20 protein-coding genes are annotated in these 21,685 nt (G+C 64.7%); 16 read left to right on the top strand and 4 right to left on the bottom strand.

Features of this window, described 5'->3' with window-relative positions:
- Positions 1-50 precede the first annotated feature (50 nt).
- The gene (locus tag AC3FNH_RS23135) at positions 51-536 is read left to right on the top strand and encodes a SixA phosphatase family protein (RefSeq protein ID WP_488721700.1); all 486 of its coding nucleotides are present in this window, start codon (positions 51-53) and stop codon (positions 534-536) included.
- 131 nt (positions 537-667) lie between these two features.
- On the opposite strand, the gene AC3FNH_RS23130 is transcribed toward AC3FNH_RS23135, so the two are convergent.
- Positions 668-892, bottom strand: a complete 225-nt coding sequence (locus AC3FNH_RS23130; RefSeq protein ID WP_276103156.1) for a hypothetical protein — start codon at positions 890-892, stop codon at positions 668-670.
- Positions 893-1,217: 325 nt separating this feature from the next.
- Between AC3FNH_RS23130 and AC3FNH_RS23125 the strand changes: the two genes are divergently transcribed.
- Positions 1,218-1,808 (top strand): PadR family transcriptional regulator, encoded by a 591-nt coding sequence (locus tag AC3FNH_RS23125; protein WP_276102817.1) that lies wholly within the window; start codon positions 1,218-1,220, stop codon positions 1,806-1,808.
- Positions 1,809-1,830: 22 nt separating this feature from the next.
- Here the strand turns inward: AC3FNH_RS23125 and AC3FNH_RS23120 are convergent, their stop codons facing one another.
- Both AC3FNH_RS23120 and AC3FNH_RS23115 read right to left on the bottom strand, forming a co-directional pair.
- On the bottom strand, positions 1,831-2,829 hold the full coding sequence (locus AC3FNH_RS23120; protein WP_488721699.1) for an NAD(P)H-dependent flavin oxidoreductase: 999 nt from the start codon (positions 2,827-2,829) through the stop codon (positions 1,831-1,833).
- Between the two features lie 56 nt (positions 2,830-2,885).
- Positions 2,886-3,320, bottom strand: coding sequence for a nuclear transport factor 2 family protein (locus AC3FNH_RS23115; protein WP_488721698.1), 435 nt, complete (start codon positions 3,318-3,320; stop codon positions 2,886-2,888).
- A gap of 190 nt (positions 3,321-3,510) precedes the next feature.
- Here AC3FNH_RS23115 and AC3FNH_RS23110 point away from each other — a divergent pair, with 190 nt between their 5' ends.
- Together AC3FNH_RS23110 and galE are read left to right on the top strand one after the other, a co-directional pair.
- Positions 3,511-4,536, top strand: coding sequence for a tyrosine-type recombinase/integrase (locus tag AC3FNH_RS23110; RefSeq protein WP_488721697.1), 1,026 nt, complete (start codon positions 3,511-3,513; stop codon positions 4,534-4,536).
- A 148-nt stretch (positions 4,537-4,684) separates the two neighbouring features.
- Entirely contained in the window at positions 4,685-5,704 is a 1,020-nt protein-coding gene (galE, locus tag AC3FNH_RS23105) for a UDP-glucose 4-epimerase GalE (protein ID WP_488721696.1), read from the top strand.
- 111 nt (positions 5,705-5,815) lie between these two features.
- On the opposite strand, the gene AC3FNH_RS23100 is transcribed toward galE, so the two are convergent.
- Positions 5,816-6,124, bottom strand: coding sequence for an H-NS histone family protein (locus AC3FNH_RS23100; protein ID WP_276102822.1), 309 nt, complete (start codon positions 6,122-6,124; stop codon positions 5,816-5,818).
- A gap of 522 nt (positions 6,125-6,646) precedes the next feature.
- On the opposite strand from AC3FNH_RS23100, the gene AC3FNH_RS23095 reads away from it, so the two are divergent.
- From AC3FNH_RS23095 to cheA, 12 genes are all read left to right on the top strand, one after another.
- Complete coding sequence (locus AC3FNH_RS23095) at positions 6,647-8,347, top strand: methyl-accepting chemotaxis protein (protein ID WP_488721695.1); 1,701 nt, start codon at positions 6,647-6,649, stop codon at positions 8,345-8,347.
- A 110-nt stretch (positions 8,348-8,457) separates the two neighbouring features.
- A complete protein-coding gene (locus AC3FNH_RS23090) occupies positions 8,458-10,440 on the top strand; it encodes a putative bifunctional diguanylate cyclase/phosphodiesterase (RefSeq protein ID WP_276102824.1) in 1,983 nt (660 codons plus the stop codon).
- 339 nt (positions 10,441-10,779) lie between these two features.
- Positions 10,780-11,157, top strand: a complete 378-nt coding sequence (locus AC3FNH_RS23085; protein ID WP_488721694.1) for a response regulator — start codon at positions 10,780-10,782, stop codon at positions 11,155-11,157.
- Between the two features lie 168 nt (positions 11,158-11,325).
- Positions 11,326-11,802, top strand: coding sequence for a chemotaxis protein CheW (locus tag AC3FNH_RS23080; protein ID WP_276102826.1), 477 nt, complete (start codon positions 11,326-11,328; stop codon positions 11,800-11,802).
- 157 nt (positions 11,803-11,959) lie between these two features.
- Positions 11,960-13,606 (top strand): methyl-accepting chemotaxis protein, encoded by a 1,647-nt coding sequence (locus tag AC3FNH_RS23075; protein ID WP_488721693.1) that lies wholly within the window; start codon positions 11,960-11,962, stop codon positions 13,604-13,606.
- A gap of 82 nt (positions 13,607-13,688) precedes the next feature.
- Positions 13,689-15,506, top strand: coding sequence for a methyl-accepting chemotaxis protein (locus AC3FNH_RS23070; RefSeq protein ID WP_488721692.1), 1,818 nt, complete (start codon positions 13,689-13,691; stop codon positions 15,504-15,506).
- Between the two features lie 58 nt (positions 15,507-15,564).
- The gene (locus AC3FNH_RS23065; protein WP_276102829.1) at positions 15,565-16,332 is read left to right on the top strand and encodes a DUF4088 family protein; all 768 of its coding nucleotides are present in this window, start codon (positions 15,565-15,567) and stop codon (positions 16,330-16,332) included.
- Between the two features lie 369 nt (positions 16,333-16,701).
- Positions 16,702-17,019 carry a flagellar transcriptional regulator FlhD gene (gene flhD / locus AC3FNH_RS23060; RefSeq protein WP_211950543.1) on the top strand — a complete coding sequence of 106 codons (318 nt, stop codon included), beginning with the start codon at positions 16,702-16,704 and terminating at the stop codon, positions 17,017-17,019.
- Positions 17,016-17,621, top strand: a complete 606-nt coding sequence (gene flhC / locus AC3FNH_RS23055; RefSeq protein WP_488721691.1) for a flagellar transcriptional regulator FlhC — start codon at positions 17,016-17,018, stop codon at positions 17,619-17,621. Before flhD ends, flhC begins: the two co-directional genes overlap by 4 nt.
- Positions 17,622-17,740: 119 nt before the next feature.
- Complete coding sequence (motA, locus tag AC3FNH_RS23050; RefSeq protein ID WP_276102831.1) at positions 17,741-18,604, top strand: flagellar motor stator protein MotA; 864 nt, start codon at positions 17,741-17,743, stop codon at positions 18,602-18,604.
- An 18-nt stretch (positions 18,605-18,622) separates the two neighbouring features.
- Positions 18,623-19,582, top strand: a complete 960-nt coding sequence (gene motB, locus AC3FNH_RS23045; RefSeq protein WP_488721690.1) for a flagellar motor protein MotB — start codon at positions 18,623-18,625, stop codon at positions 19,580-19,582.
- Positions 19,583-19,643: 61 nt separating this feature from the next.
- The gene (gene cheA / locus AC3FNH_RS23040) at positions 19,644-21,662 is read left to right on the top strand and encodes a chemotaxis protein CheA (RefSeq protein WP_488721689.1); all 2,019 of its coding nucleotides are present in this window, start codon (positions 19,644-19,646) and stop codon (positions 21,660-21,662) included.
- Positions 21,663-21,685: the final 23 nt, after the last annotated feature.

Here is a 21,685-nt window from a genome sequence, read left to right as displayed (position 1 = left end):
ACAAAACCCCGACAACACCCCACATCGATCCCCATGGGTCAGGAGAGACTATGAAGACCCTGTTTCTGGTCCGGCATGCCAAGGCAAGTCACGATGACCCGTCCTTGCCCGACCGTGAGCGCCCCCTGGAGGACCGTGGCCGGCACGACGCTCCGGAAATGGGCAAGCGCCTGGCCGGCCGCAAGGTAAAGCCCGACCTGCTCATGTCGAGTCCGGCCCTGCGCGCGCTGACGACAGCGCAACTGGTTGCCGACGAAATCGGCTATGAGCGCAAGGATATCGTGGTCGATGACCGGCTGTACGCCAGTAGTGCCGCCGACCTGCTGGCCGTCGTTCGGGAGCTCGACAATACGCTCGGCAGTGTGATGCTGTTCGGTCACAACCCTGAGTTCACAGACCTTGCGCATCGTCTGTCGGCCGAGATCACCGACATGCCTACCTGCGCCGTCGCCAAGTTCCGCTTCGACACGAAGGCGTGGGAGGATGTCGGCGACATCACTCCCACTAAAGTCTTGCTGAACTCGCCACGGAAATAGTCCTTCAACCGGGAAGTTTCAGATGGCAGAGCTGGCAGAAAAAAACCCGCAAAGAAACTCGCGGGTTCAATCCATAGCCGCAGATGGGCCTGGAGGAGACAACCACAGAAGAACTTGCAGGCCCGGGGTGTTCAGCCCAGGCAGTATTTGACGACCTGCTCCTCGACACCGACAAAGCGCACCAGCTGGCGCAGGCCGCTGGCGTATTCCTTTATATGGTGGCCGTCCGGCGTATCCGCCAGCCGGTAATAGACCGGTGCGCGCGCGGGCAACACCGCGATCCCGTTCGCCGGAAGCTGTCCGGCATCCGCCTCCCAGGCGACGTCACGGTCTTCTGCAAGATCGTGTCCTTTCATTTCAATTGGCTCCGGTGACAGAGCGCGAGCAGGGTGGGGGCGATGCCAGTCGCGCGCAGACAGGTAGTAATGTTCGCAATGTATGCCATGCTTCGCAAAAATGCCATTCAGCATTTTTTAATTCTGAGCGGCATGTTTTCAAAATTGTCAGTTTTGTCGGTTCGCTGGCAATTGTCGTCTCGCTGAAACATCAGGTGGCAAGCGTTGGCGCGCAGCCCGCCGCTATCACGCAAAGCCTTGCGCTACCATAGCGCGGTTCCCCGAGGAGGCTGCGGTTGCACGCTTTCCGGCCTTCAATCGCCAGCATGGCTACCTTTCCAGCCGAATGTCGACACAGCACGCCCTGTTGATTTCCCTGATCGAGAAACCGTCGTCCGGTTATGACCTGGCGCGCCGGTTTGATCGTTCCATCGGCTATTTCTGGCACGCGACGCACCAGCAGATCTATCGCGAACTTGGACGCATGGCCGACCACGGCTGGATTGCCGCCGAGGAATCCGACCAGGGCGGCGACGCCAACGGCAACGCCGCGGTCAATAGCGAAGAGAAGAAGAGCCGCAAGAAGGTGTACCACGTGCTGCCAGCCGGGCGCGACGAACTGGTGCGGTGGGTGCTGGAGCCCGGCGCGGGGCTGGACCAGCGTGAAGAGATCCTGGTCAAGCTGCGCGCGGATGCGGCGATGGGCCCGCTGGGCCTTGCCGACGAAATGCGCCGGCTGATCGCGCTGCACCAGGCCCGGCTGGAAACCTACCAGGCCATCGAGCGCCGGGATTTTGCCGACGCGCGCCGGGACCGCGGACAGCAATTGCGATTTGCGCTGCTGCGCAGGGGCATTCGCTTCGAACAGGATTGGGTGGCCTGGGGCAACGAATTGATGCCCCTGCTGGCGAAGCCGTCTGGCAACGGCCAGGACTGAACCACCGCTTTTCGCTTTTACGTCAGGCGACGTCCGCGATTTGCGCCTGCGCCGCGCCGGCAGCATCCGGCAGGCCGAGGCGGCGGCGCGCCAGCGCATACTCCTCGGCGAAGCGGCGCACCAGTTCGGCGGCCGGCACGACGCGCTTGATGGCGCCCACGCCCTGGCCTGCGCCCCAGATGTCCTTCCACGCCTTGGCGCTGGCCGAGCCGAAATTCATCTTCGACGGGTCCGATTGCGGCAGGGCCGCCGGGTCCAGGCCCGCGCGCTCGATGCTGCCGCGCAGGTAGTTGCCATGCACGCCGGTGAACAGGTTCGAGTAGACGATGTCGTTCGCGGTGCTGTCCACGATCATCTGCTTGTAGCCGTCCTGGGCGTTGGCTTCCTGCGTGGCGATGAAGGCCGAGCCGATATAGGCCAGGTCCGCGCCCGCGGCCTGTGCGGCCAGGATGGCGTCGCCGCTGGCAATGGCGCCCGACAGCAGGAGCGGGCCGTCGAACCATTCGCGGATTTCATGCAGCAGCGCAAACGGTGACAGCGTGCCGGCGTGGCCGCCCGCGCCCGCGGCCACGGCCACCAGTCCGTCTGCACCCTTTTCGATGGCCTTGCGTGCGAAGGCGTTGTTGATGACGTCGTGCAGCACGATGCCACCGTACGAATGCACCGCCTCGTTGACTTCGGCGCGCGCGCCCAGCGAGGTGATCACGATGGGCACCTTGTAGCGCACGCACAGCTCCAGGTCATGCTCGAGCCGGTCATTGGACTTGTGCACGATCTGGTTGACGGCAAACGGCGCGGCCGGGCGGTCCGGGTACTTGGCGTCGTGTTCGGCCAGCTCGGTCGTGATGCGGTCCAGCCATTCTTCCAGCTTCGGCGCCGGCCGTGCATTGAGCGCGGGGAAGGAGCCGACCACGCCAGCCTTGCACTGGGCAATGACGAGATCCGGGTTGGAGATGATGAACAGCGGCGAGCACACGACCGGCAGCGAAAGCCGGTTCTTCAATTGGGCGGGAAGGGACATGCGGAAATCTCCTCGGTGGAAACGGGCGGGGATAGAGCAGTGACGGGGAGGCGGCTTCAGGCCGCCCCGGTAAGTACTTGCTTCTGGCTGGCCAGGCGTGCGCCCATGGCGGCGCCGAGTGCCTGCAGGCCGCTCAGCGGACGGATCATGACCTCGAACTCGGCGATCTTGCCCGCCGCGTCGAAGCGGATCATGTCGATGCCCTTGAGCTGCTTGCCGTCCACGTTCGCGCTGAATTCGAGTACTACGCTATGTCCGTCTTCGCTGACGAAGCTGCGGTAGTAGCTGAAGTCCTGGAAGACCTGGTTGACGGTGGTCAGTACCAGTACGATGGCGTCGCGGCCCGGGTACGGCGTGTGGGCCACCGGCGAACGGAACACCACGTCGTCGGCCATGATGTCTCCGAGCCGTTCGAAGGCATGCGTGGCGAGCATCTCGTGCCAGGCAGCCAGGGTCGGGAGGGCATTCGGAATCAGCGCAGGGGTGTTCATGATTGTTGGTCTCCTCGTTCGTTGTCCATCGGACGGCCATTATTATGCAACCAGTTGCACTAACGGGCAAAAGGTAGCACGAGGAAGTCGCTCTCGCAAGCCTGGGCTGCCTCGCGATGGTTCCGCCCGCCCGGCCAGTGACGCCTTGTCTACAATAAGCGCATTGCCGTTACCTATTGCCGGAGAGTCAGTGACCACTCAGCGCAGCGAGCCCAGCGCGGACGGACCGCAAGCCGCCTTGTTCGATGCCGACCTGGCCAGCTGGCGCAGCCATCCCGAGCGCGCATTCGATGGCTGGCTGGCGCGCAACGGCTTCCGCCACGGCACCAGCGTGGTCTATCGGGCCATGTGGGGAAAGTTGCTGCGCTGGTCCGCCGAACGCGGCCTGGCGCCACTATCCTGGTCGGCCGGCCAGATCGGCGAATTCCTGGACGAGCAGGATCTTCACAAAACTCATCGCTATCGATATACCAGACTGATCGAGCGAATCTATAACCACCTCGCCCATCTGCAGGAAGGCCTGCACAATCCGGCCAGCCAGGCGGTGCGCGCGCACCTGGCCGAAGGCGAAAATGATCCGACCGCCTTCCTGCTGCCCGGCGAGCGCGATTTGCTTATCGCGCGCGTGCTGGGGCCTGCCGGCGAGGCTGTGCCCGTTGGGGCCGAGGCTTCGCCTACGGAATGGAAGCGCGCTCGCGACGTTGCGCTGGTGGCGGTACTGCTGGGTGCAGGGCTGAAAGTGGGCGAAGTCCGTGCGCTGCGCATCCGGTCCATCGACAGGAGCCACACCGGCCGCGTGGTGCTGCACATGGCCAAGCCCGAGTCTGGCCGCACCTATGACGCGCCGCTGTTTGCATTCGCCCATGGGCCGTTGATGGCCTGGCTCTCCCTGCGGGAGGCGTCCGGCACGCTCGGCGAACTGGTGTTCCCGGCCATGCCCAGCGGGCGCCCGATGCATGCCGCATCCGTATACCGACGCGTGGAGTTGCTGCTCGATCAAGCCGGGGTGCTGTCGGCGCGCAGTGAACGGGCATCGCCGCAGACGCTGCGCAATACCTGCGGCGCTATGCACTTCGAGGCGGGCGCATCGCCGCCGACGGTTGCACAGTGGCTCGGCATGCGCGATTTCGAGTCCGGCTGGCGGCTGCGTGCCGCACATGAGGCGTGGGCGGCTCGGGCGGGGCTGTTGTCGCCTGGTAGTGCCCCGGGCGGCTGAGCCTGGTGCCCGCTGACGCGGCTGCCAGCGCGCCCGGGTGAGTGATAATGGCGAGTCTTCCGGCAATTGCGCCGCGGCCTGCGCTCGCTACCGACTGCCCGCCGTGGCCGATCTTCGCCCGTCCTTTGTTTATGCTTACCGGATTCCCATGACCCAGACTTTGCTTCTCACCGGCGCCACTGGCTATATCGCTTCACATACCTGGGTGGCGTTGCTCAATGCCGGCTACAAGGTGATCGGCCTCGATAATCTATGCAATAGCAGCCGTGTGGTGGTGGAGCGGATCGCAACGATTACCGGTCAGGCGCCGCATTTTGTCGAAGGCGATGTCCGCGACCGTGCGCTGCTGGATCGCCTGTTTGCCGAACACCATATCTCCGGAGCCATCCATTTCGCGGCGCTCAAGGCGGTTGGCGAATCCGTGAGCCAGCCGCTCGAGTATTACAGCAACAACCTGGACGGCCTGGTTACGCTGTGTGCCGCCATGCGCGATGCCGGAGTCAAGCAACTGGTGTTCAGTTCGTCGGCCACGGTGTATGGCAATCCCCATGCCGTACCGATTCTCGAGGATTTCCCGCTTTCGGCAACCAATCCGTATGGACAGACCAAGCTGATGGGCGAGCAAATCCTGCGCGACCTGGAAAAATCGGATCCGGAGTGGCGCATTGCCTACTTGCGGTATTTCAATCCGGTCGGCGCGCATGAAAGTGGCCTGATCGGCGAAGACCCGCGCGGTATCCCGAATAATCTCATGCCCTATGTCGCCCAAGTGGCCGGCGGCCGGCGCGAAAAGCTGATGGTATTCGGCGGCGACTATCCGACGACGGATGGCACCGGGGTTCGCGATTACATCCATGTCTGCGACCTCGCGGACGGACACCTGGCGGCTCTGGTCTGCCTGCGTGACCGCGGACAAAGCATGACGGTCAACCTGGGCACGGGCCGCGGCTACAGCGTGCTCGAGGTGGTGGCCGCATACGAACGCGCCAGCGGGCGCCCCGTGCCCCATGAGATCGTAGCGCGCCGGCCCGGGGACATCGCATCGTGCTATGCCGACCCGACTTTGGCTCACCGGTTGCTGGGCTGGCGCGCGCGCCATGATCTCGATCGCATGTGCGAGGACTCCTGGCGCTGGCAGTCGACCAACCCCAACGGGTTTGACGCCTGAGACCCTTGAGCGTACCCGTTTCTGCGTTGCCGCGGTGAGCGGCAGTCGCTGCAAGTAAAAACGCCACGGAGATTTCCGTGGCGTTTTTGTTGCGGCTATAGCGAGGGAATGTCAGCGGATCAGGAAATCGTCCACCGATTTGCCGGCCGCCAGGGCCTGGGTCAGCCAGCCCGGGCGCTTGCCGCGACCGGTCCAGGTGTTGCCGGCGCTGTCACGATAACGCACGGGCACCTTCCGGTTGGTGGCTTTCTTGCCGACCAGGGTCTTCACGCCAAAACCGAGATCTTCTGCCGTCAACCCATATTGGTCGATTTTTTCACGAATATCGGCAATCACTGCAGCCTGCTCACGCGCCTTGATTTCCTCGGCCTGCTTTTGCAGTTCGTTGATTTTCTGAACGATTTCCTGATAAGTCGCCATTTGATCCTCGGGTATCGGGTGGGTGCGGAATGTCGAAAAGCATTATATCGGGCCAACCTACGACTGCAAATCCTTTATGCACCCTGGCCAGGCAAAAATAGGAAGATTCTCCAGCGATTTTGCCATGAACTTTTCCCGTCGCGCCTTGTCACCCCGCAGTTTGGGCGTGCCCATGCTGATTGGGTTGGTGCGGCAGTATGCCGAAGCGGTCAAATCGTTCTCTCGTTTCTCACGGCACATTGTGGTGCGCGCCGATGGACTTTGCTGAAGCGCAAAAACACATAATCCAAGGCGGTTCTGGAAGAACTGCCGAAAATGCCATTTCCCGCGGTGTCCGATAACACGAAGAGCAGGGTCACGTGGCGTATGTTCGACATTTGAGGGCGTGGCGTCGGGTATTGGAGTCCGCTCAAGAACCAGGTGTGCCAGCCGTTATCCGGGCAGGGCGGATCGTCGGGGCGTCAGTCCGCCGTACCGGGACCAGGGGGTGGGTCCTGCAGACTGGCTACCGTCGCACTCATCATGTCATTTGAAAACAATATTCAGATCAAGACCCTGCTCAGGGGCGCCATGGCCGCGCTGTCTCTGTTGCTCATCCTGATGGGCGGGGTAGGGCTGCATGGGATTTCACAAAGCAATGACGCACTGAAGGAGACATACTCGAACCAGCTCGCTTCCACGATGGCACTGAGCGATGCCATGCTGGCCTCGACGCGCATGCGCCTGGCGCTTGACCGCAGCGTGATGCTGGGCGAGCAGGACGACCCGAAGGTCAGCGTCGACCGCTCAAAGGTGTTTGTCGAGGCAGCGGATTCCGCCTGGAACCGGTATATGAGCCTGCCGCAAGACGAGCAGGAAAAGGCGCTCGCCAGCGAGCTGGCACGCAAGCGCGCCGCGTTCATGGCGCAGGGCATCGAACCGCTGCAGCAGGCGGCCCTGGCGGGAAACAAGGAAGAGGCAGCGCGCCTGGCCATCAAGGTCCTGCCCGACCTGCAGCGCGCCATGTCCGCGGCGCATGAGCCCCTGCAAAAATTCCTGATGATGGCCGGTCAGGCCAATTTCGACGGGGCGCAGGCGCGCTTCGAGCGAATCCGCGTGCTTTCGATCGTGCTGATCATTGCCGGACTTGCGCTTGCGGGTCTGTGCACGGCAACGCTGAACCGCGCCATCGTCCGCCCGGTGGAGGAGGCGCTGAAGGTGATGGAGCGGATCGCGCGCGGCGACCTGACCTCGCGCATTACCACGGTGTCCCGGAACGAGGTCGGCCGCATGATCCAGGCGCTGGCTGCCATGCAGGAGAGCCTGCACAAGATCGTAGCCGAAGTGCGCGTGGGAGCGGACTCAATGGCCTCGGCAACCGAGCAGATCTCTACCGGCAACCTGGACCTGTCGCAGCGTACCGAGGAACAGGCCTCTTCGCTCGAACAGACCGCGGCCAGCATGGAAGAGCTGACCACGGTCGTGCGGCAGAACGCCGACAACGCCCGTCAGGCTGGCGTGCTGGCCGGCGAGGCTTCGCAAATTGCCCTCAAGGGCGGGGACGTGGTGGGCCGCGTGGTCGACACCATGAACGAGATCAACGGCGCATCGCGCAAGGTGGTCGAGATCATCAGCGTGATTGAAGGGATTGCGTTCCAGACCAACATCCTCGCGCTCAACGCCGCCGTCGAAGCGGCCCGCGCGGGCGAGCAGGGCCGCGGCTTCGCGGTGGTGGCCGGCGAGGTGCGCAGCCTGGCGCAACGTTCGGCGACGGCAGCCAAGGAGATCGAGGCACTGATCAGCGAATCCGGGCAGCGCGTGGAAAGCGGTACGCGTCTGGTGGCCGAAGCTGGCCAGACCATGGGCGAGATCGTGCAGGCCGTGCGCCGGGTCACTGACATCATGAACGAAATTGGTGCAGCCTCGCAGGAGCAGACCAGCGGCATCGAGCAGGTAAACCAGGCGGTCACCCAGATGGACCAGGTGACGCAGCAGAACGCCGCGCTGGTGGAAGAAGCCGCGGCGGCGGCCGGGTCGCTGGAAGAGCAGGCGCGCAAGCTGAAAAGCGTGGTTTCGGTCTTCAATCTGGGCGCCGCAGCCGGTACAGTCTCGCAGCCCGCCGCGAACGCGTTGCAGGCAGTCCGACCCAAGCCACGTGCGGCGGCGGTCGCGGCACGGCCGGTCCGGGTGGCCCCTGCTGTTGCCGCACAGGGCGGATCGGACGATGACTGGAGCGCTTTCTAGTACGGATGCGGTATTGCCTTGTTCACATCGCGTCCGCAAAGTGCCATGATGCGGGGTTTGCCCCGCATCGCCCGACCGTTCGCGCATTCTTCTAATTACAGCGCAATCGCATGATCGCCTTGAGTACCGCCCTTTTGCTGCTGGCCGCCCTGCTCGGCGTGGCCGCCGTTCTCGGCGGTCGCCAGGCCCGGGCGGGGGCTGGCGGCAGCCGCCCGTTGCGTACGCTGTCGTGGTTTGCCGCGTTGTCGTCGCAACTCACCGTGGGGCTGCCGTTCGTGGTGGTGATCGGCGCCGGTGGCGTGCCGGCGGCCAACGAGACGGCGCAGATGGCGGGAGCTTTCGCCGTCGCGGCGGCGGCTACCTCGGCGGGCAAACTGCTGTTCGACTGGCTCAAGCAGGGCGCCCGGCTCTGGCGCGGCGCGGCGATTGCCTCGGCGCTGGCAGGCGCGGGGCTGGTGGCCGTGGCCGGTACCCGGCTTGGCAGGGTTTGCGGCACGGCCTCCATGACCGCACGTGCCTGCATCGATGCCGCGGGGTTGCCGCATCCGGCCTGGCTGGCCGGTGGGCTGACCGCGCTGTGCGCGGTGATGTTCCTGGTCCACCGGGCGCAGTCGCGCGGGTGGGTCGCGGGGCCCAGGCGCAATGAGCCCGGCGTCGCCGACGATCTGTCGGATGACGCGGCGGGCGCGCTGCGCGTGGTCGAGTCTCGGCAAATCCGGCGCAGCGGCCGCATACCCGGGCGCCTGGTGGTGCGCCCCGGCGCGCGCGGCCAGGGCACCGTGGCCGAGTACAGCGTGGCGACCGCCATGCCGGATCGGATCGCCTTCGGCCGCTGGCTGGACCAGGCCATCGCGCAGGCGCGGCTGGCCGAAGGCAGCTGTGCCGTGCTGCTGATCCATGTTGCGGACTTCCGCGAAGTCGACGAAGTCTTCGAAGTGCGTGCCGACGACATCCTGGCGCAGGACGCCGGCGCACTGGCGCAGGCCGCGCTGGAGCCCCATGATTTCCTGGCCAGGCTGGCGCGGGACGAGTTCGCGGTCGGCGTGCCGGAGCTGGTCCACCACGGCCGCGCCCAGGAGCTGGGCTCGCGCGTGCTTGGCTCGCTGGCCGAGTTCGTGGCGGCACGCGGCCTGCAGATGCAGATCGGCGTGAATATCGGTATCGCCATCTATCCGCGCGATGCCAACACATCCGAGTCGCTGATGCAGGCGGCCCGCGTGAGCCTGAGCGAGGCCCGCGAAAGCGGCTCCAACCAGGTGCGCCTGTTCAACAGCGCGGCCGGCGAAAGAGCGCGCCGCACCCGCGTGATCCGGCGCGACCTCTGGACAGCGATCCAGGACGACGTGCTGTCGCTGCAGTTCCAGCCCAAGTTCGATGCCCGGCGGCGCATCCTGGTCGGCGCCGAGGCGCTTTGCCGCTGGCGCCACCCGGCGCTGGGCCAGGTCAGCCCGGCCGAGTTCATTGCCGTGGCCGAGCAGTCGAGCCAGATCGACAAGCTGGACGACTGGGTCATCGCGAGCGTATGCCGGTATGTGCGGCAGTGGCAGGACGCCGGGCTGCCGCTGGTGCCGGTGGCCATCAATGTATCGGGCCTGCGCTTTGCCAGCCGCAACTTTCCGCAATACCTGCTCGAGCAGATTCACCAGCACGACATCCCTCCCTCGGCGATCACGCTCGAAATTACCGAGACCGCGGCCATGAAGGACATCGGCAAGTCCCTCGAAACGCTGGCCGAGCTGCAATCGCTCGGCATCCAGGTGGCGCTGGATGACTTCGGCAGCGGCTATTCCAGCCTTGGCTACCTGAAGCGGCTGCGCGTGGGCACGCTGAAGATCGACCGGACGCTGATCGGTGGCCTCGATGCCGACACGCAGGGCCGCGCCATCGTCGGTTCCATGGTGGCATTGGCCCACGAACTGCGCATGAAAGTGGTGGCCGAAGGCGTGGAGTCATTGTCGCAGCTCGACATCCTCAACGAGATGGGCTGCGACGAGGTGCAGGGCTTCCTGCTGTCGCTGCCGCTGGACGCGGCGGGATTCGGCGAGGCGCTCGAACAGAAGGCCGCAGCCAAGGAAGTGCTCGCGGTACGGTGAGGCGCGGCGCTGCACCGGCTGCCTTCTTTTTTGGTTCTTCGCCGGAATGCGGGGAATGGGGGATGATGGGGTTGTCGCTCTTGGCATGCGCCGCTGTCTTGCCGGCGTCGCCGGCGAAACAGCGGTGCCCGCCAAGCACGACAACCCCATCCCCACCCATTCCACGCAATCCGACGAAGGCCCCCTTTCTTCTCAAGCCCGCACGCCAGCCTGCCGATAACCACATCGGCAGGCTGCCATCGCCGGGATGGCGATCGATAGCAGTCCGCGCCGGCCTGTCCGCCGCCGGTTGCGCCATGCCCCTGTCGGATCCAGCCGCCATGCGCTTTCGGAGTCGCCATGCCTCCCAGGTCAGTCCCCAGCATCCTCGTCGTCGACGATTCGCCGTCCCTGCGCCGCATGATTGCTGCATGCCTGCGCGCCGGCGGCTATGAGGTGACCGAGGCTGCCGATGGCGACCAGGCGCAGGCGCTGGCCATGGAGGCCAGCTTCGACATGCTGCTGACCGACCAGGTCATGCCGGGCATGGACGGATTAACGCTGATCCGCAACCTGCGCGCCACCGAGCGCTATGCGGGTATTCCCATCCTGATGCTGACTACCGAAGCCGACGAGCGCATCCGCGTGCAGGCACGCGACGCCGGGGCTTCCGGCTTCCTGCCCAAGCCGTTCGATCCCGAGCAGCTGATGGCCGCGGTGGCTGCGCTGGGCAGCTGAATGGCAATCCCCTACTAACGAAGGGGGCGGATTGTCTCGCGTAGCCCTTCAGGCTCTCGCCGGGCTGCCGTAAATAACAGGGGACAAAGTGAAAGTCCCCGTGCCGCTGCCGCCTGCATGCTGTCGGCGGGCACGAGTAACCAGCAGCCAAGCGGGGGGCAAGCAAGGATGAAGCATATCGACAAGGTGGAAGGCGCCGGCGAAGAATTCCTGACATTCACGCTCGGCCGCGAGGAATACGGCGTAGACATCCTGAAGGTCCAGGAGATCCGTGGCTACGAGTCCGTCACGCAGATTGCCAATGCGCCCGACTACATCAAGGGCGTGATCAACCTGCGGGGCAAGATCGTGCCGATCATCGACCTGCGCATCAAGTTCCGCCAGGACAAGGTCAGCTACGACCAGTACACCGTCGTGATCATCGTCGACCTCAGCGATCGCACGACCGGCATCGTAGTCGATGGCGTGTCCGACGTGCTGACGCTCTCCCCCGACCAGATCAGGCCCACGCCGCATTTCACGAGCGAGCTTGCGACCGACTATATCCGCGGGCTGGGCTCGGTCGACCAGCGCATGCTGATCCTGGTGAACATCGAGAAGCTCCTCAACACGGAAGAGCTCGCCGCGCTCGAAACGCTGTCCTGAGCAAGCCCCGAAGTCTTGCTTGCACCGGCCGCGGGCGCCTGGTCCGCCAGGCCCGGCCGGCGTTACCGGCACTCACCGGGTGCCGTCGCCCCCAAACCGCTTTGAGTTATGCCGCAGTCGCGGCCGTAGTGCCCGAAGCAAGCCGTTATTGTCATTCATGCGAAACAACCAACCCGTCACGCAAAACGAATACAAGCTTTCTCCCGACGATTACCTGATTTCGCGCACGGACCTGAAGGGCCGTATCACCTTTGCCAACCGCACGTTCGTCGAGGCGAGCGGCTTCAGCGCGCAGGAACTGATGGGCGCGCCGCACAACCTGGTACGACATCCCGACATGCCGCCGGAGGCGTTTGCCGACCTCTGGCAGAACATCCAGGCCGGCCGCTCGTGGGTGGGCGTGGTCAAGAACCGCCGCAAGAATGGCGATTACTACTGGGTCAGCGCGACGGTCACGCCAACCCATGTCGATGGCCGGCTGATGGGCTACACCTCGGTGCGTTCGATGGCGACGCCCGAGCAGATCAAGGCCGCGAGCGCCGCCTATGCAAGCTTTCGCGATGGGCGCGCGCACGGCCTGGCCATTCGCGAGGGCGCCGTGGTGCGCACCGGCCTGGCCGGCCTTTTCGGCCGCCTCAAGCGCCTGAACCTGCGCCGGCGCATCCTGTGGTCGCAGGCCGGCGGCCTGGTCTGGTTCCTGGCCGCGCTGCTGGCTGCCGAGGCCTTTGGCGGCGCCGCCGTCGCATCCGTGCGCCCATGGCTGTGGGGCGGCTTCGCCCTGGCCGTGGCCACTGCCTTTGTCACCGGCACGATGCTGCTGTCGCGCGTGCATCGTCCTGTGAGCGAGATGCTCGATTTTGCGCTGCGCATGGGCGCGGGCGACCTCACGACCAGTTTCGAACACCGCGCGGGCGACGAGGTCGGCGCGCTCGCGCAGGCCATGCAGACCATGCAGCGCAGCCTGCTGTCGGTCGTGCACGAGATCCAGGAAGGCATGGCCAGTATTTCGACAGCGACCCGTCAGGTGGCCGCGGGCAACAACGACCTGTCGCAGCGCACGGAGCAGCAGGCGGCATCGCTGGAAGAAACGGCATCGAGCATGGAGGAGCTGACCAGCACCGTGCGCCAGAACGCGGACAACGCGCGGCAGGCGAGCGGCCTGGCGGCGAACGCGTCGGAGACGGCGGTGCGCGGCGGCGAGGTGGTCGGGCGCGTGGTGCACACGATGGAAGAGATCAACGAAGCGTCGCGCAAGATCGTCGACATCATCGGCGTGATCGAAGGCATTGCGTTCCAGACCAACATCCTGGCGCTGAACGCGGCGGTGGAAGCCGCGCGGGCAGGCGAGCAGGGCCGCGGCTTTGCGGTGGTGGCGGGCGAGGTGCGCAGCCTGGCGCAGCGCAGCGCGAACGCGGCCAAGGAGATCAAGGGCCTGATCGGCGACACGGTGGCGCGCGTGGACAACGGCACGGCGCTGGTGGGCCAGGCCGGGACGACGATGGACGAGATCGTGCAGGCAGTGAAGCGTGTGACGGACATCATGGGCGAGATCAGCGCGGCGTCGGCGGAGCAGAGCTCGGGCATCGAGCAGGTGAACCAGGCGGTAGCGCAGATGGACGAGGTGACGCAGCAGAACGCGGCACTGGTGGAACAGGCCGCGGCCGCGGCCGGCGCGCTCGAAGAGCAGGCCGGGCGCCTGCGCGACGCGGTGGCTACGTTCCGCGTCAGCATGCAGGCGGAGGTGCGTCCGCAACGGCCGCGGCGCACCGACAAAGCGCAGGCGCCCAACCTGGCGCAGGCGTGAGATCGGCAGGACGCCCCGGCCGTGGCGGATCGCGCGCCGACGGGACGGGACGTACCCGGATCATTTCATATAAGGGGGTTCTATGCATTGGTTCAATCAGCTACGGGTGACGACCAGGTTGGTAGGGGGATTCTTGGCGGTTTCCGTGATCGGTGCCGTCATGGGCCTGCTTGGCGTTATCAATATGGGCCGCATGGCCGAGTGGACCGACAAGATCTACAACAATGATCTCCAGGCGTTGAAGGCGGTGCAGGATGCCAATATCAACCTGGTCTACGCCAGCCGCGCGCAGATCGCGCTGCTGTCGGCCTCTACCATGGGCGAGCGCTCGATGGAGAAGGAGCAGATCGTCAAGTCGCTTGGTCTGATGGACGAGCGAATCAAGCAAGTGGCCAGTAGTGTCACGCTGTCCAAAGGCAAGGCACTGCTCCAACAGTACGAGGCGCTGTCGCCCGCTTTCCACCAACGCATGAGCAAGTACGTGGAACTGGTCAGCAAGCAGCCGCTCGATACCTCGCAATTCGAAAGCACCGTGTTCTCTGAAAGCGCCGAACTGCTCAAGGACAGCCGCGCACTGGAAGACATCATGGCGCAGATGGTCAAGCGTCGGGATGAGCGCGCTCGCGGCAATATGGAGGAAGCGCACAGCGTCTACGCGAGCACTCGCCTCTGGATGCTGGCCCTGGTGCTGGGCGGGCTGGCCGTGTCGGTGCTATTCGGCCTGTTTCTTGCGCGCGCGCTGTCGCGCCAGCTTGGCGGTGAACCGGGCTATGCCGTGGATATTGCCAAGCGCATTGCCGACGGCGACTTCTCGGCCGATGTGAAGACGCGTGCCGGTGACCGCGAAAGCCTGGTCCATGCGATGAAGCAGATGCAGCAGCAGCTCTCGGGCATGGTGCGGGACTTCAAGGAGTCGGCCGAATCCATCGCCACGGCTTCGCGCGAGATCGCGGCGGGCAACAACGACCTGTCGCAGCGCACGGAGCAGCAGGCGGCATCGCTGGAAGAAACGGCGTCGAGCATGGAGGAGCTGACCAGCACCGTGCGCCAGAACGCGGACAACGCGCGGCAGGCGAGCGGCCTGGCGGCGAACGCGTCGGAGACGGCGGTGCGCGGCGGCGAGGTGGTCGGGCGCGTGGTGCACACGATGGAAGAGATCAACGAAGCGTCGCGCAAGATCGTCGACATCATCGGCGTGATCGAAGGCATTGCGTTCCAGACCAACATCCTGGCGCTGAACGCGGCGGTGGAAGCCGCGCGGGCAGGCGAGCAGGGCCGCGGCTTTGCGGTGGTGGCGGGCGAGGTGCGCAGCCTGGCGCAGCGCAGCGCGAACGCGGCCAAGGAGATCAAGGGCCTGATCGGCGACACGGTGGCGCGCGTGGACAACGGCACGGCGCTGGTGGGCCAGGCCGGGACGACGATGGACGAGATCGTGCAGGCAGTGAAGCGTGTGACGGACATCATGGGCGAGATCAGCGCGGCGTCGGCGGAGCAGAGCTCGGGCATCGAGCAGGTGAACCAGGCGGTAGCGCAGATGGACGAGGTGACGCAGCAGAACGCGGCACTGGTGGAACAGGCCGCGGCCGCCGCGGGCTCGCTCCAGGACCAGGCCGGTCGCTTGCAGACGGTGGTTGCAACATTCCGCCTGGCGGCGGACGGCACGCCCGCCGCAGCCCGCCTGGAGCCGGCGTCTGCGGTCCGGACGGTAGTCCGGCCGTCCGGCAAGGCCCGGCCGCAACCAGCGCGCAAGATTGCCTCTGGCAAGGAGGGCGCGGCAGCCGCTGCGACGGCACACGATGCCGCCAGTGAGCCGATGACCCAGCCGGCCGCAGCTGTCCACGCGGCACCGCGCCCGGCCGTGCTTGCCGCCGCGGATAACGGAGACTGGAGCGCGTTCTGAGCCCCGGCGGGCGGCAATCCGTTGCAACGGACTGCCGCCCGTCTTCGCCTTCAAAGCCATGAAAACCAATATCACCCTGGCCTTGTCGCCAGACGACATGGCCAGGCTGCGCAGGGATTACGACGACTTTGTCAGCCTGTCGACCGGCTTTGACAAGGACTTCCTGCCGCCTGAGTTCAATGACTTCCTGCGGGCCCGGCTGATCCAGCACGATGGTCCGTTGACCGAGCGCGCGGTCATGCGCTTGCTGGCCAGCGGCGAGTATGGCTGGGCGCGCAAGGTGTTCGACAAGCAGCTGCCCAATGCCCTCTCGTCGCTGATGCGTGATGCGCGGCGTTTTGGCTTTGGCCTGGCCGTCCAGTCGGACTGGACACCGCAACAGCGCTACGAACATGCGCGGGAATGGGCCGCGCAGGTGCTGGCCGAATGCGGTGCCGATGCAGCATTTACCGATGCGCTTGCCTCCCAGGTTGCCGCTTCGGCAGAAGACGTCAAAGTGCTGGAGGAGCGCATGCGCACGCCGGCATGGGTCCTGGCGGAAAGCCTGAGACAGCGCGCCTACGACCTGATGTACGCCTTGCAGACTGAGGAAAACGAGACACTGGGGCGTTCGCGCGTCGGAGAGCTGCGGGCCACGCTGACGCTGGCCCTGCAGTATGGGTCGATCCAGCTCGATGAAGCCAACCGCGTACTCGAACAGGCTGCGCGCGCGCGACCTCATCTGTTCCAGGAGACGCCCGACGATGTCTTTGCGCGGCTTGCCGCGTGGCTGCGGAGATTATTCAGTTCGCCGCATTCCAGTTCGTCAATAGTGGAATCCCGCTAGACGACGCTCTGTCAGCGAATGCAATGACTTAACCGTTGCAGTGTTGTGTTACATCAAATGTTGCAAGGCCGATTGGTTACAAAATTCGGTCAGCCATGTATCTTTCGTGCGACATTGGGGTTCCCCCCGCGTAAGTAGGGATTGGCATTGCGGGCGGATTGCCGATATAAACGTAACAGTTTCACTTACACTCTGTAACACTTGTAACGAATTGGTGCCGAGCAGTAAGTGCAATCGGGCTGAAGTTCCTTTTGTCGTACGTAGTACCCGTCTGATACGCATGTAAACGATCTGGTCGCCGGCAGCCCCTACAGGGACGCCGGTAAGCGCCGGACAAGCGCAAGGCGGGTTTTTGGTAGCGGGGAAAAATTGGAAAGCAGTGAAGTTCTCCAGGAGATCAGGGAGGTCAACCTCGCCTATCTGCTGCTCGCGCAACGCCTGGTGCGGGAAAACCAGGTCGAAGCCATGTTCAGGCTTGGTGTCAGCAAGGAAATTGCGGACATTCTCGCCAAGCTGACGTCGGCGCAACTTGTGAAGCTCGCGGCATCGAACATGGTGCTGTGCAGGTTCCGCTTTGACGACCATGCGCTCCTGTCCACACTCACCCACACGGCCAAGAGCCACGATATGCAGCAGATGCACGCTGCGATCCTGCTTGCCCGTCAGCCTGTGGAGTCGCTCAATTGACCGCGCTCCTGCAGGCCCCTGCGGCGCGCAGCATTGCCTGCGCGCCCGTCCCCAGCCGCAAGAGCGTACTTCAGGATGCCAACCAGACTCAGCTCGCCATCGAGCTGATCGGCCTGGGTGCGCGCCTGCAAGTGCTTGAGGCCGAGACCACGCTCTCGCGCGACCGGCTGATCCGCCTCTACAAGGAGCTGCGCGGCGTTTCACCGCCCAAGGGCATGCTCCCGTTCTCGACAGACTGGTTCACGACCTGGCTGCCGAATATCCACTCGTCGTTGTTCTTCTCCGCATACCAGTTCATGGTGCAGGAAGGCGAGACCGTGGGTGTTCGCGCCGTGGTGGCCGCGTACCGGCTGTATCTCGAGCATGTTTCGCTGCTCGGCGGCGAAATAGTCTTAAGTTTCACCCGTGCCTGGACGTTAGTACGGTTTTTCGAGAGCAATATGCTGCAGCTTTCCAGTTGCACGTGTTGCGGCGGAAAGTTCGTCACGCACGCCTATGAGCCGCACGCGAACTTCGTGTGCAGCCTGTGCCGTCCGCCATCGCGTGCCGGGAAGGTGAAGAAGCCCTCGAAGAACGCCGCCGCCTTGCAGACCGAAGCCTGATCCTGGTTGAGGTCCGCCTGGCTGGCAAGCTGCGCAGCACCGGCGGACCGGATCTCCAGTCCGCCCGTGCAACGGGCAATCGTGCGTGACTGACGCGCTTTTTTGACGGGGATCCGATCGTGCTAGTAGTTCTTGGCTATATCGTCGTGGTTGCGGCGGTGCTTGGCGGTTATGCCATGACCGGCGGCCACATGGGCGCGCTGTATCAACCGGCGGAGCTTCTGATCATCGGTGGCGCGGCCATCGGTGCTTTCATCGCCACCAACACCACCAAGGCCCTCAAGGCAACGCTCAAGGCGCTGCCTGGTCTGTTCAAGAGTTCCAAGTACAAGAAGGAACTGTACCTGGACGTCATGTCGCTGCTGTACGTGCTGCTGTCCAAGGCGCGTCGCGAAGGCATCCTGTTCCTCGAGAAGGAAATCGCCGACCCGGCTGCGAGCAGCGTGTTCAGCCAGTACCCGCGCATCCTGTCCGATCCCGTCGTGATGGAGTTCCTGACGGATTACCTGCGCATGATGGTCAACGGCAACATGAATGCGTTCGAGATCGAGGCCCTGATGGACCACGAGATCGAAACCTTCCGCCACGAGGCCGAGATTCCCGCTCATGCGCTGTCGCGCGTCGGCGACGCGCTGCCGGCCTTCGGCATCGTGGCGGCGGTGATGGGCGTGGTGCACGCGCTGGCTTCGGCGGATCTGCCGCCGGCCGAACTCGGCGCGCTGATCGCCCACGCCATGGTCGGTACGTTCCTGGGTATCTTGCTGGCCTACGGCTTCGTTTCGCCGCTGGCATCGCGCATCGAACTGCAGGTGTCGGAGAACGTCAAGGTCTACGAGTGCATCAAGGTCGTCCTGCTGGCTTCGCTCAATGGCTACGCGCCGCTGGTCGCCGTGGAGTTCGGCCGCAAGGTGCTGTACTCCACGGTGCGGCCGTCGTTCCTGGAGCTGGACGACCACGTCCGCGAAGTCAAGAGCCTGAGCTGATCCTGCCGAGCCAACGTCATGAGCAGCGCAAACGATATGCGTCCGATCATCGTCCGCAGGGCGAAGTCGCACGCCAGGCCACATGGCAACCACAGCTGGAAGATTGCCTACGCCGACTTCATGACGGCGATGATGGCGCTCTTCCTTGTGCTGTGGCTGCTGTCCAGTGCCAACAAGAAGACCCTCGAAGGGATTGCCGAATACTTCCGCATGCCGTTGAAGGTGGCGGTTGTCGGCGGTGAGAAAAGCAGCCAGTCGCCCAGCGTGATTCCGGGCGGCGGCCTGGACGTGATGCGCAAGGACGGCGAAGTCGCGCGTGCGCACGACAACGACCCGTCCGCCGAGCAGCGCCGCAACGAGTTCCAGGAGGCGCAGCGCCTGCGCGCGTTGAAGCACAGGCTCGAGGAGATTATCGAGAACAACCCGATGCTCAAGCAGTTCCGCCCGCAACTGCTGCTCGACATCACCAGCGAAGGGCTGCGCATCCAGATCCTCGATACGCAGAACCGCCCGATGTTCCGTACCGGCCGTGCAGAGGTGGAGCCGTATATGCGCGCCATCCTGCGCGAGATCGGTCCTGTGCTCAACGAACTGCCCAACAAGGTCAGCCTTTCCGGCCATACGGATGCCGCCAACTATTCCAACGGCGAGCGCACCTACAGCAACTGGGAACTGTCCAGCGATCGTGCCAATGCCTCGCGCCGCGAGCTGGTTGCCGGTGGCATGCAGGAAGGCAAGGTGCTGCGCGTGCTGGGGCTGGCGGCCACCATGCCGCTGGACAAGAGCGACCTGCTGGCACCGGTGAACCGGCGTATCAGCATCGTGGTGCTGAACCAGAAGGCGCAGGCCAGGTTCGAGGCGGAGAACGCCAGCGCAGCGGAGGTCACGGTGCAGGCCCAGGCCGGCAAGGCCGCCAGCGCGATGCAGGAAGGGTTGGCCGCGTCCGCACCGGCGGCGCCGAAGTCAAAGACGGAATGATGCATCGCTGCCTTGCACGGCAGCGATGCTTAGCGCAGTAACCAAGTGAGTCAGGACGCCAATGTCTGTCGATATCGATATCACACAGTTTTACCAGACCTTCTTTGAAGAGGCGGAAGAACTGCTCGTTGAAATGGAGCAGTTGCTGCTCGGCCTGGACATCGAGTCGCCCGACCCGGAAGACCTCAACGCGATCTTCCGTGCCGCGCACTCGATCAAGGGCGGCGCGGCCACCTTCGGGTTCGCGGCGCTGACCGAAACCACGCATATCTTCGAGAACCTGCTGGACCGTACGCGCCGCCAGGAACTGGCATTGTCCAGGACCATCATCGACACCTTTCTGGAAACCAAGGACGTGTTGCAAGAACAGCTCAACGCCTACCGAAACGGTACCGAACCCGATCCGGAAACGCTGGCGCGCATCTGCGCCGTGCTGCAGCAGCTTGCCCAGGAGGCAAATGGCGAGGCCGCACCCGCACCGGCACCTGCCGCCGCGGCTGCACCCGTGGCGGCGCCCGCCGCTCCTGCTGCCGGTGGTGGCCTGAAGGTCCGGTTGATCAAGGTGTCCGCCGCCGACCAGGCGCTGCTGCGCGAAGAGCTTGCCAACCTCGGCGAGATCACCGGCCAGCAGGAAGAGAACGGCGAACTGGTGATCTGGCTCGACAGCCAGTGCGGCGCCGACGACATCATCGCGGTCTGCTGCTTCGTGATCGATGCCGACCAGATCGTGGTCGAGGCAGCCAGCGCATCGCCTTCGGCCACCGTGCCGGCAGCAGCGCCCGCCGCGCCACCGGCGCCGGCCCCGGCCGCACCGGCAGCCGCCGCGCCGGCGGCGCCCGCGGCCAAGGAGAAGGAAAAGGCCAAGCCGGCTGCCGCCGCCGCGCACAACCAGGAATCCGGTTCGATCCGCGTGCCGACCGAGAAGGTCGACCAGATCATCAACCTGGTGGGCGAACTGGTGATTACCCAGTCGATGCTGGCGCAGACCGCGTCCTCGCTCGACCCGGTGCTGTTCGACCGGCTGTTCTCCGGCATGGGCCAGCTCGAGCGCAATGCGCGCGACCTGCAGGAGGCCGTGATGTCCATCCGCATGATGCCGATGGACTATGTGTTCTCGCGCTTCCCGCGCCTGGTGCGCGACCTGGCCGGCAAGCTCGGCAAGCAGATCGACCTGGTGACGTTCGGCAAGGCCACCGAACTCGACAAGAGCCTGATCGAACGCATCATCGACCCGCTGACCCACCTTGTGCGCAACAGCCTGGACCACGGCATCGAGACGCCGGACAAGCGCGTGGCCGCGGGCAAAAACCCGACCGGCCAGCTGATCCTGTCCGCGCAGCACCATGGCGGCAACATCGTGATCGAGGTGAGCGACGACGGCGGCGGCCTGAACCGCGAGCGCATCCTGGCCAAGGCGATCCAGAACGGCCTGCCCGTCTCCGAGAACATCAGCGACGAGGAAGTCTGGCAACTGATCTTCGCGCCGGGATTCTCGACGGCCGAAGTGGTCACCGACGTGTCCGGCCGCGGCGTGGGCATGGACGTGGTCAAGCGCAACATCCAGGAAATGGGCGGCCACGTGGAGATCAGCTGCCGTCCGGGCCTTGGCACCACCATCCGCATCGTGCTGCCGCTGACGCTGGCGATTCTCGACGGCATGTCGGTCAAGGTCGGCGAGGAAACCTTCATCCTGCCGCTGAACTGCGTGATGGAGTCGCTGCAGCCCAAGTCCGAGGACATCCATACCGCGGCCAATTCCGATCGCGTCATGCATGTGCGCGGCGAGTACCTGCCGCTGCTCGAGATGCACCGGGTCTTCAACGTCGCCGACGCACTGCAGGAGCCGACGCAGGGGATCGCCGTGATCCTGCAGGCAGAGGGCAAGCGCTTTGCGCTGCTGGTGGACCAGCTCATCGGCCAGCACCAGGTCGTGCTTAAGAACCTCGAAACCAACTACCGCAAGGTGCCATGCATTTCCGCCGCCACCATCCTGGGCGACGGCAGCGTGGCGCTGATCGTCGATGTCGGCGCGCTGCAGCGTACCGGCGTGCGCCGGCAGGAACCTGCGCTGGCGCAGTAATCGTCCAACCAAAGGAGAACTAG

Source organism: Cupriavidus sp. 22TCCZM01-5, from assembly GCF_057798915.1.
This window is presented reverse-complemented; position numbering and strand designations above follow the sequence as displayed.

What these genes read in the sequence shown, in the direction of transcription:
- AC3FNH_RS23135 (WP_488721700.1), top strand. Translation starts at nt 51, where the DNA reads ATGAAGACCCTGTTTCTGGTCCGGCATGCCAAGGCAAGTCACGATGAC.
- AC3FNH_RS23130 (WP_276103156.1), bottom strand. Translation starts at nt 892, where the DNA reads ATGAAAGGACACGATCTTGCAGAAGACCGTGACGTCGCCTGGGAGGCG.
- AC3FNH_RS23125 (WP_276102817.1), top strand. Translation starts at nt 1,218, where the DNA reads ATGTCGACACAGCACGCCCTGTTGATTTCCCTGATCGAGAAACCGTCG.
- AC3FNH_RS23120 (WP_488721699.1), bottom strand. Translation starts at nt 2,829, where the DNA reads ATGTCCCTTCCCGCCCAATTGAAGAACCGGCTTTCGCTGCCGGTCGTG.
- AC3FNH_RS23115 (WP_488721698.1), bottom strand. Translation starts at nt 3,320, where the DNA reads ATGAACACCCCTGCGCTGATTCCGAATGCCCTCCCGACCCTGGCTGCC.
- galE (WP_488721696.1), top strand. Translation starts at nt 4,685, where the DNA reads ATGACCCAGACTTTGCTTCTCACCGGCGCCACTGGCTATATCGCTTCA.
- AC3FNH_RS23100 (WP_276102822.1), bottom strand. Translation starts at nt 6,124, where the DNA reads ATGGCGACTTATCAGGAAATCGTTCAGAAAATCAACGAACTGCAAAAG.
- AC3FNH_RS23095 (WP_488721695.1), top strand. Translation starts at nt 6,647, where the DNA reads ATGTCATTTGAAAACAATATTCAGATCAAGACCCTGCTCAGGGGCGCC.
- AC3FNH_RS23090 (WP_276102824.1), top strand. Translation starts at nt 8,458, where the DNA reads ATGATCGCCTTGAGTACCGCCCTTTTGCTGCTGGCCGCCCTGCTCGGC.
- AC3FNH_RS23085 (WP_488721694.1), top strand. Translation starts at nt 10,780, where the DNA reads ATGCCTCCCAGGTCAGTCCCCAGCATCCTCGTCGTCGACGATTCGCCG.
- AC3FNH_RS23080 (WP_276102826.1), top strand. Translation starts at nt 11,326, where the DNA reads ATGAAGCATATCGACAAGGTGGAAGGCGCCGGCGAAGAATTCCTGACA.
- AC3FNH_RS23075 (WP_488721693.1), top strand. Translation starts at nt 11,960, where the DNA reads ATGCGAAACAACCAACCCGTCACGCAAAACGAATACAAGCTTTCTCCC.
- AC3FNH_RS23070 (WP_488721692.1), top strand. Translation starts at nt 13,689, where the DNA reads ATGCATTGGTTCAATCAGCTACGGGTGACGACCAGGTTGGTAGGGGGA.
- AC3FNH_RS23065 (WP_276102829.1), top strand. Translation starts at nt 15,565, where the DNA reads ATGAAAACCAATATCACCCTGGCCTTGTCGCCAGACGACATGGCCAGG.
- motB (WP_488721690.1), top strand. Translation starts at nt 18,623, where the DNA reads ATGAGCAGCGCAAACGATATGCGTCCGATCATCGTCCGCAGGGCGAAG.
- cheA (WP_488721689.1), top strand. Translation starts at nt 19,644, where the DNA reads ATGTCTGTCGATATCGATATCACACAGTTTTACCAGACCTTCTTTGAA.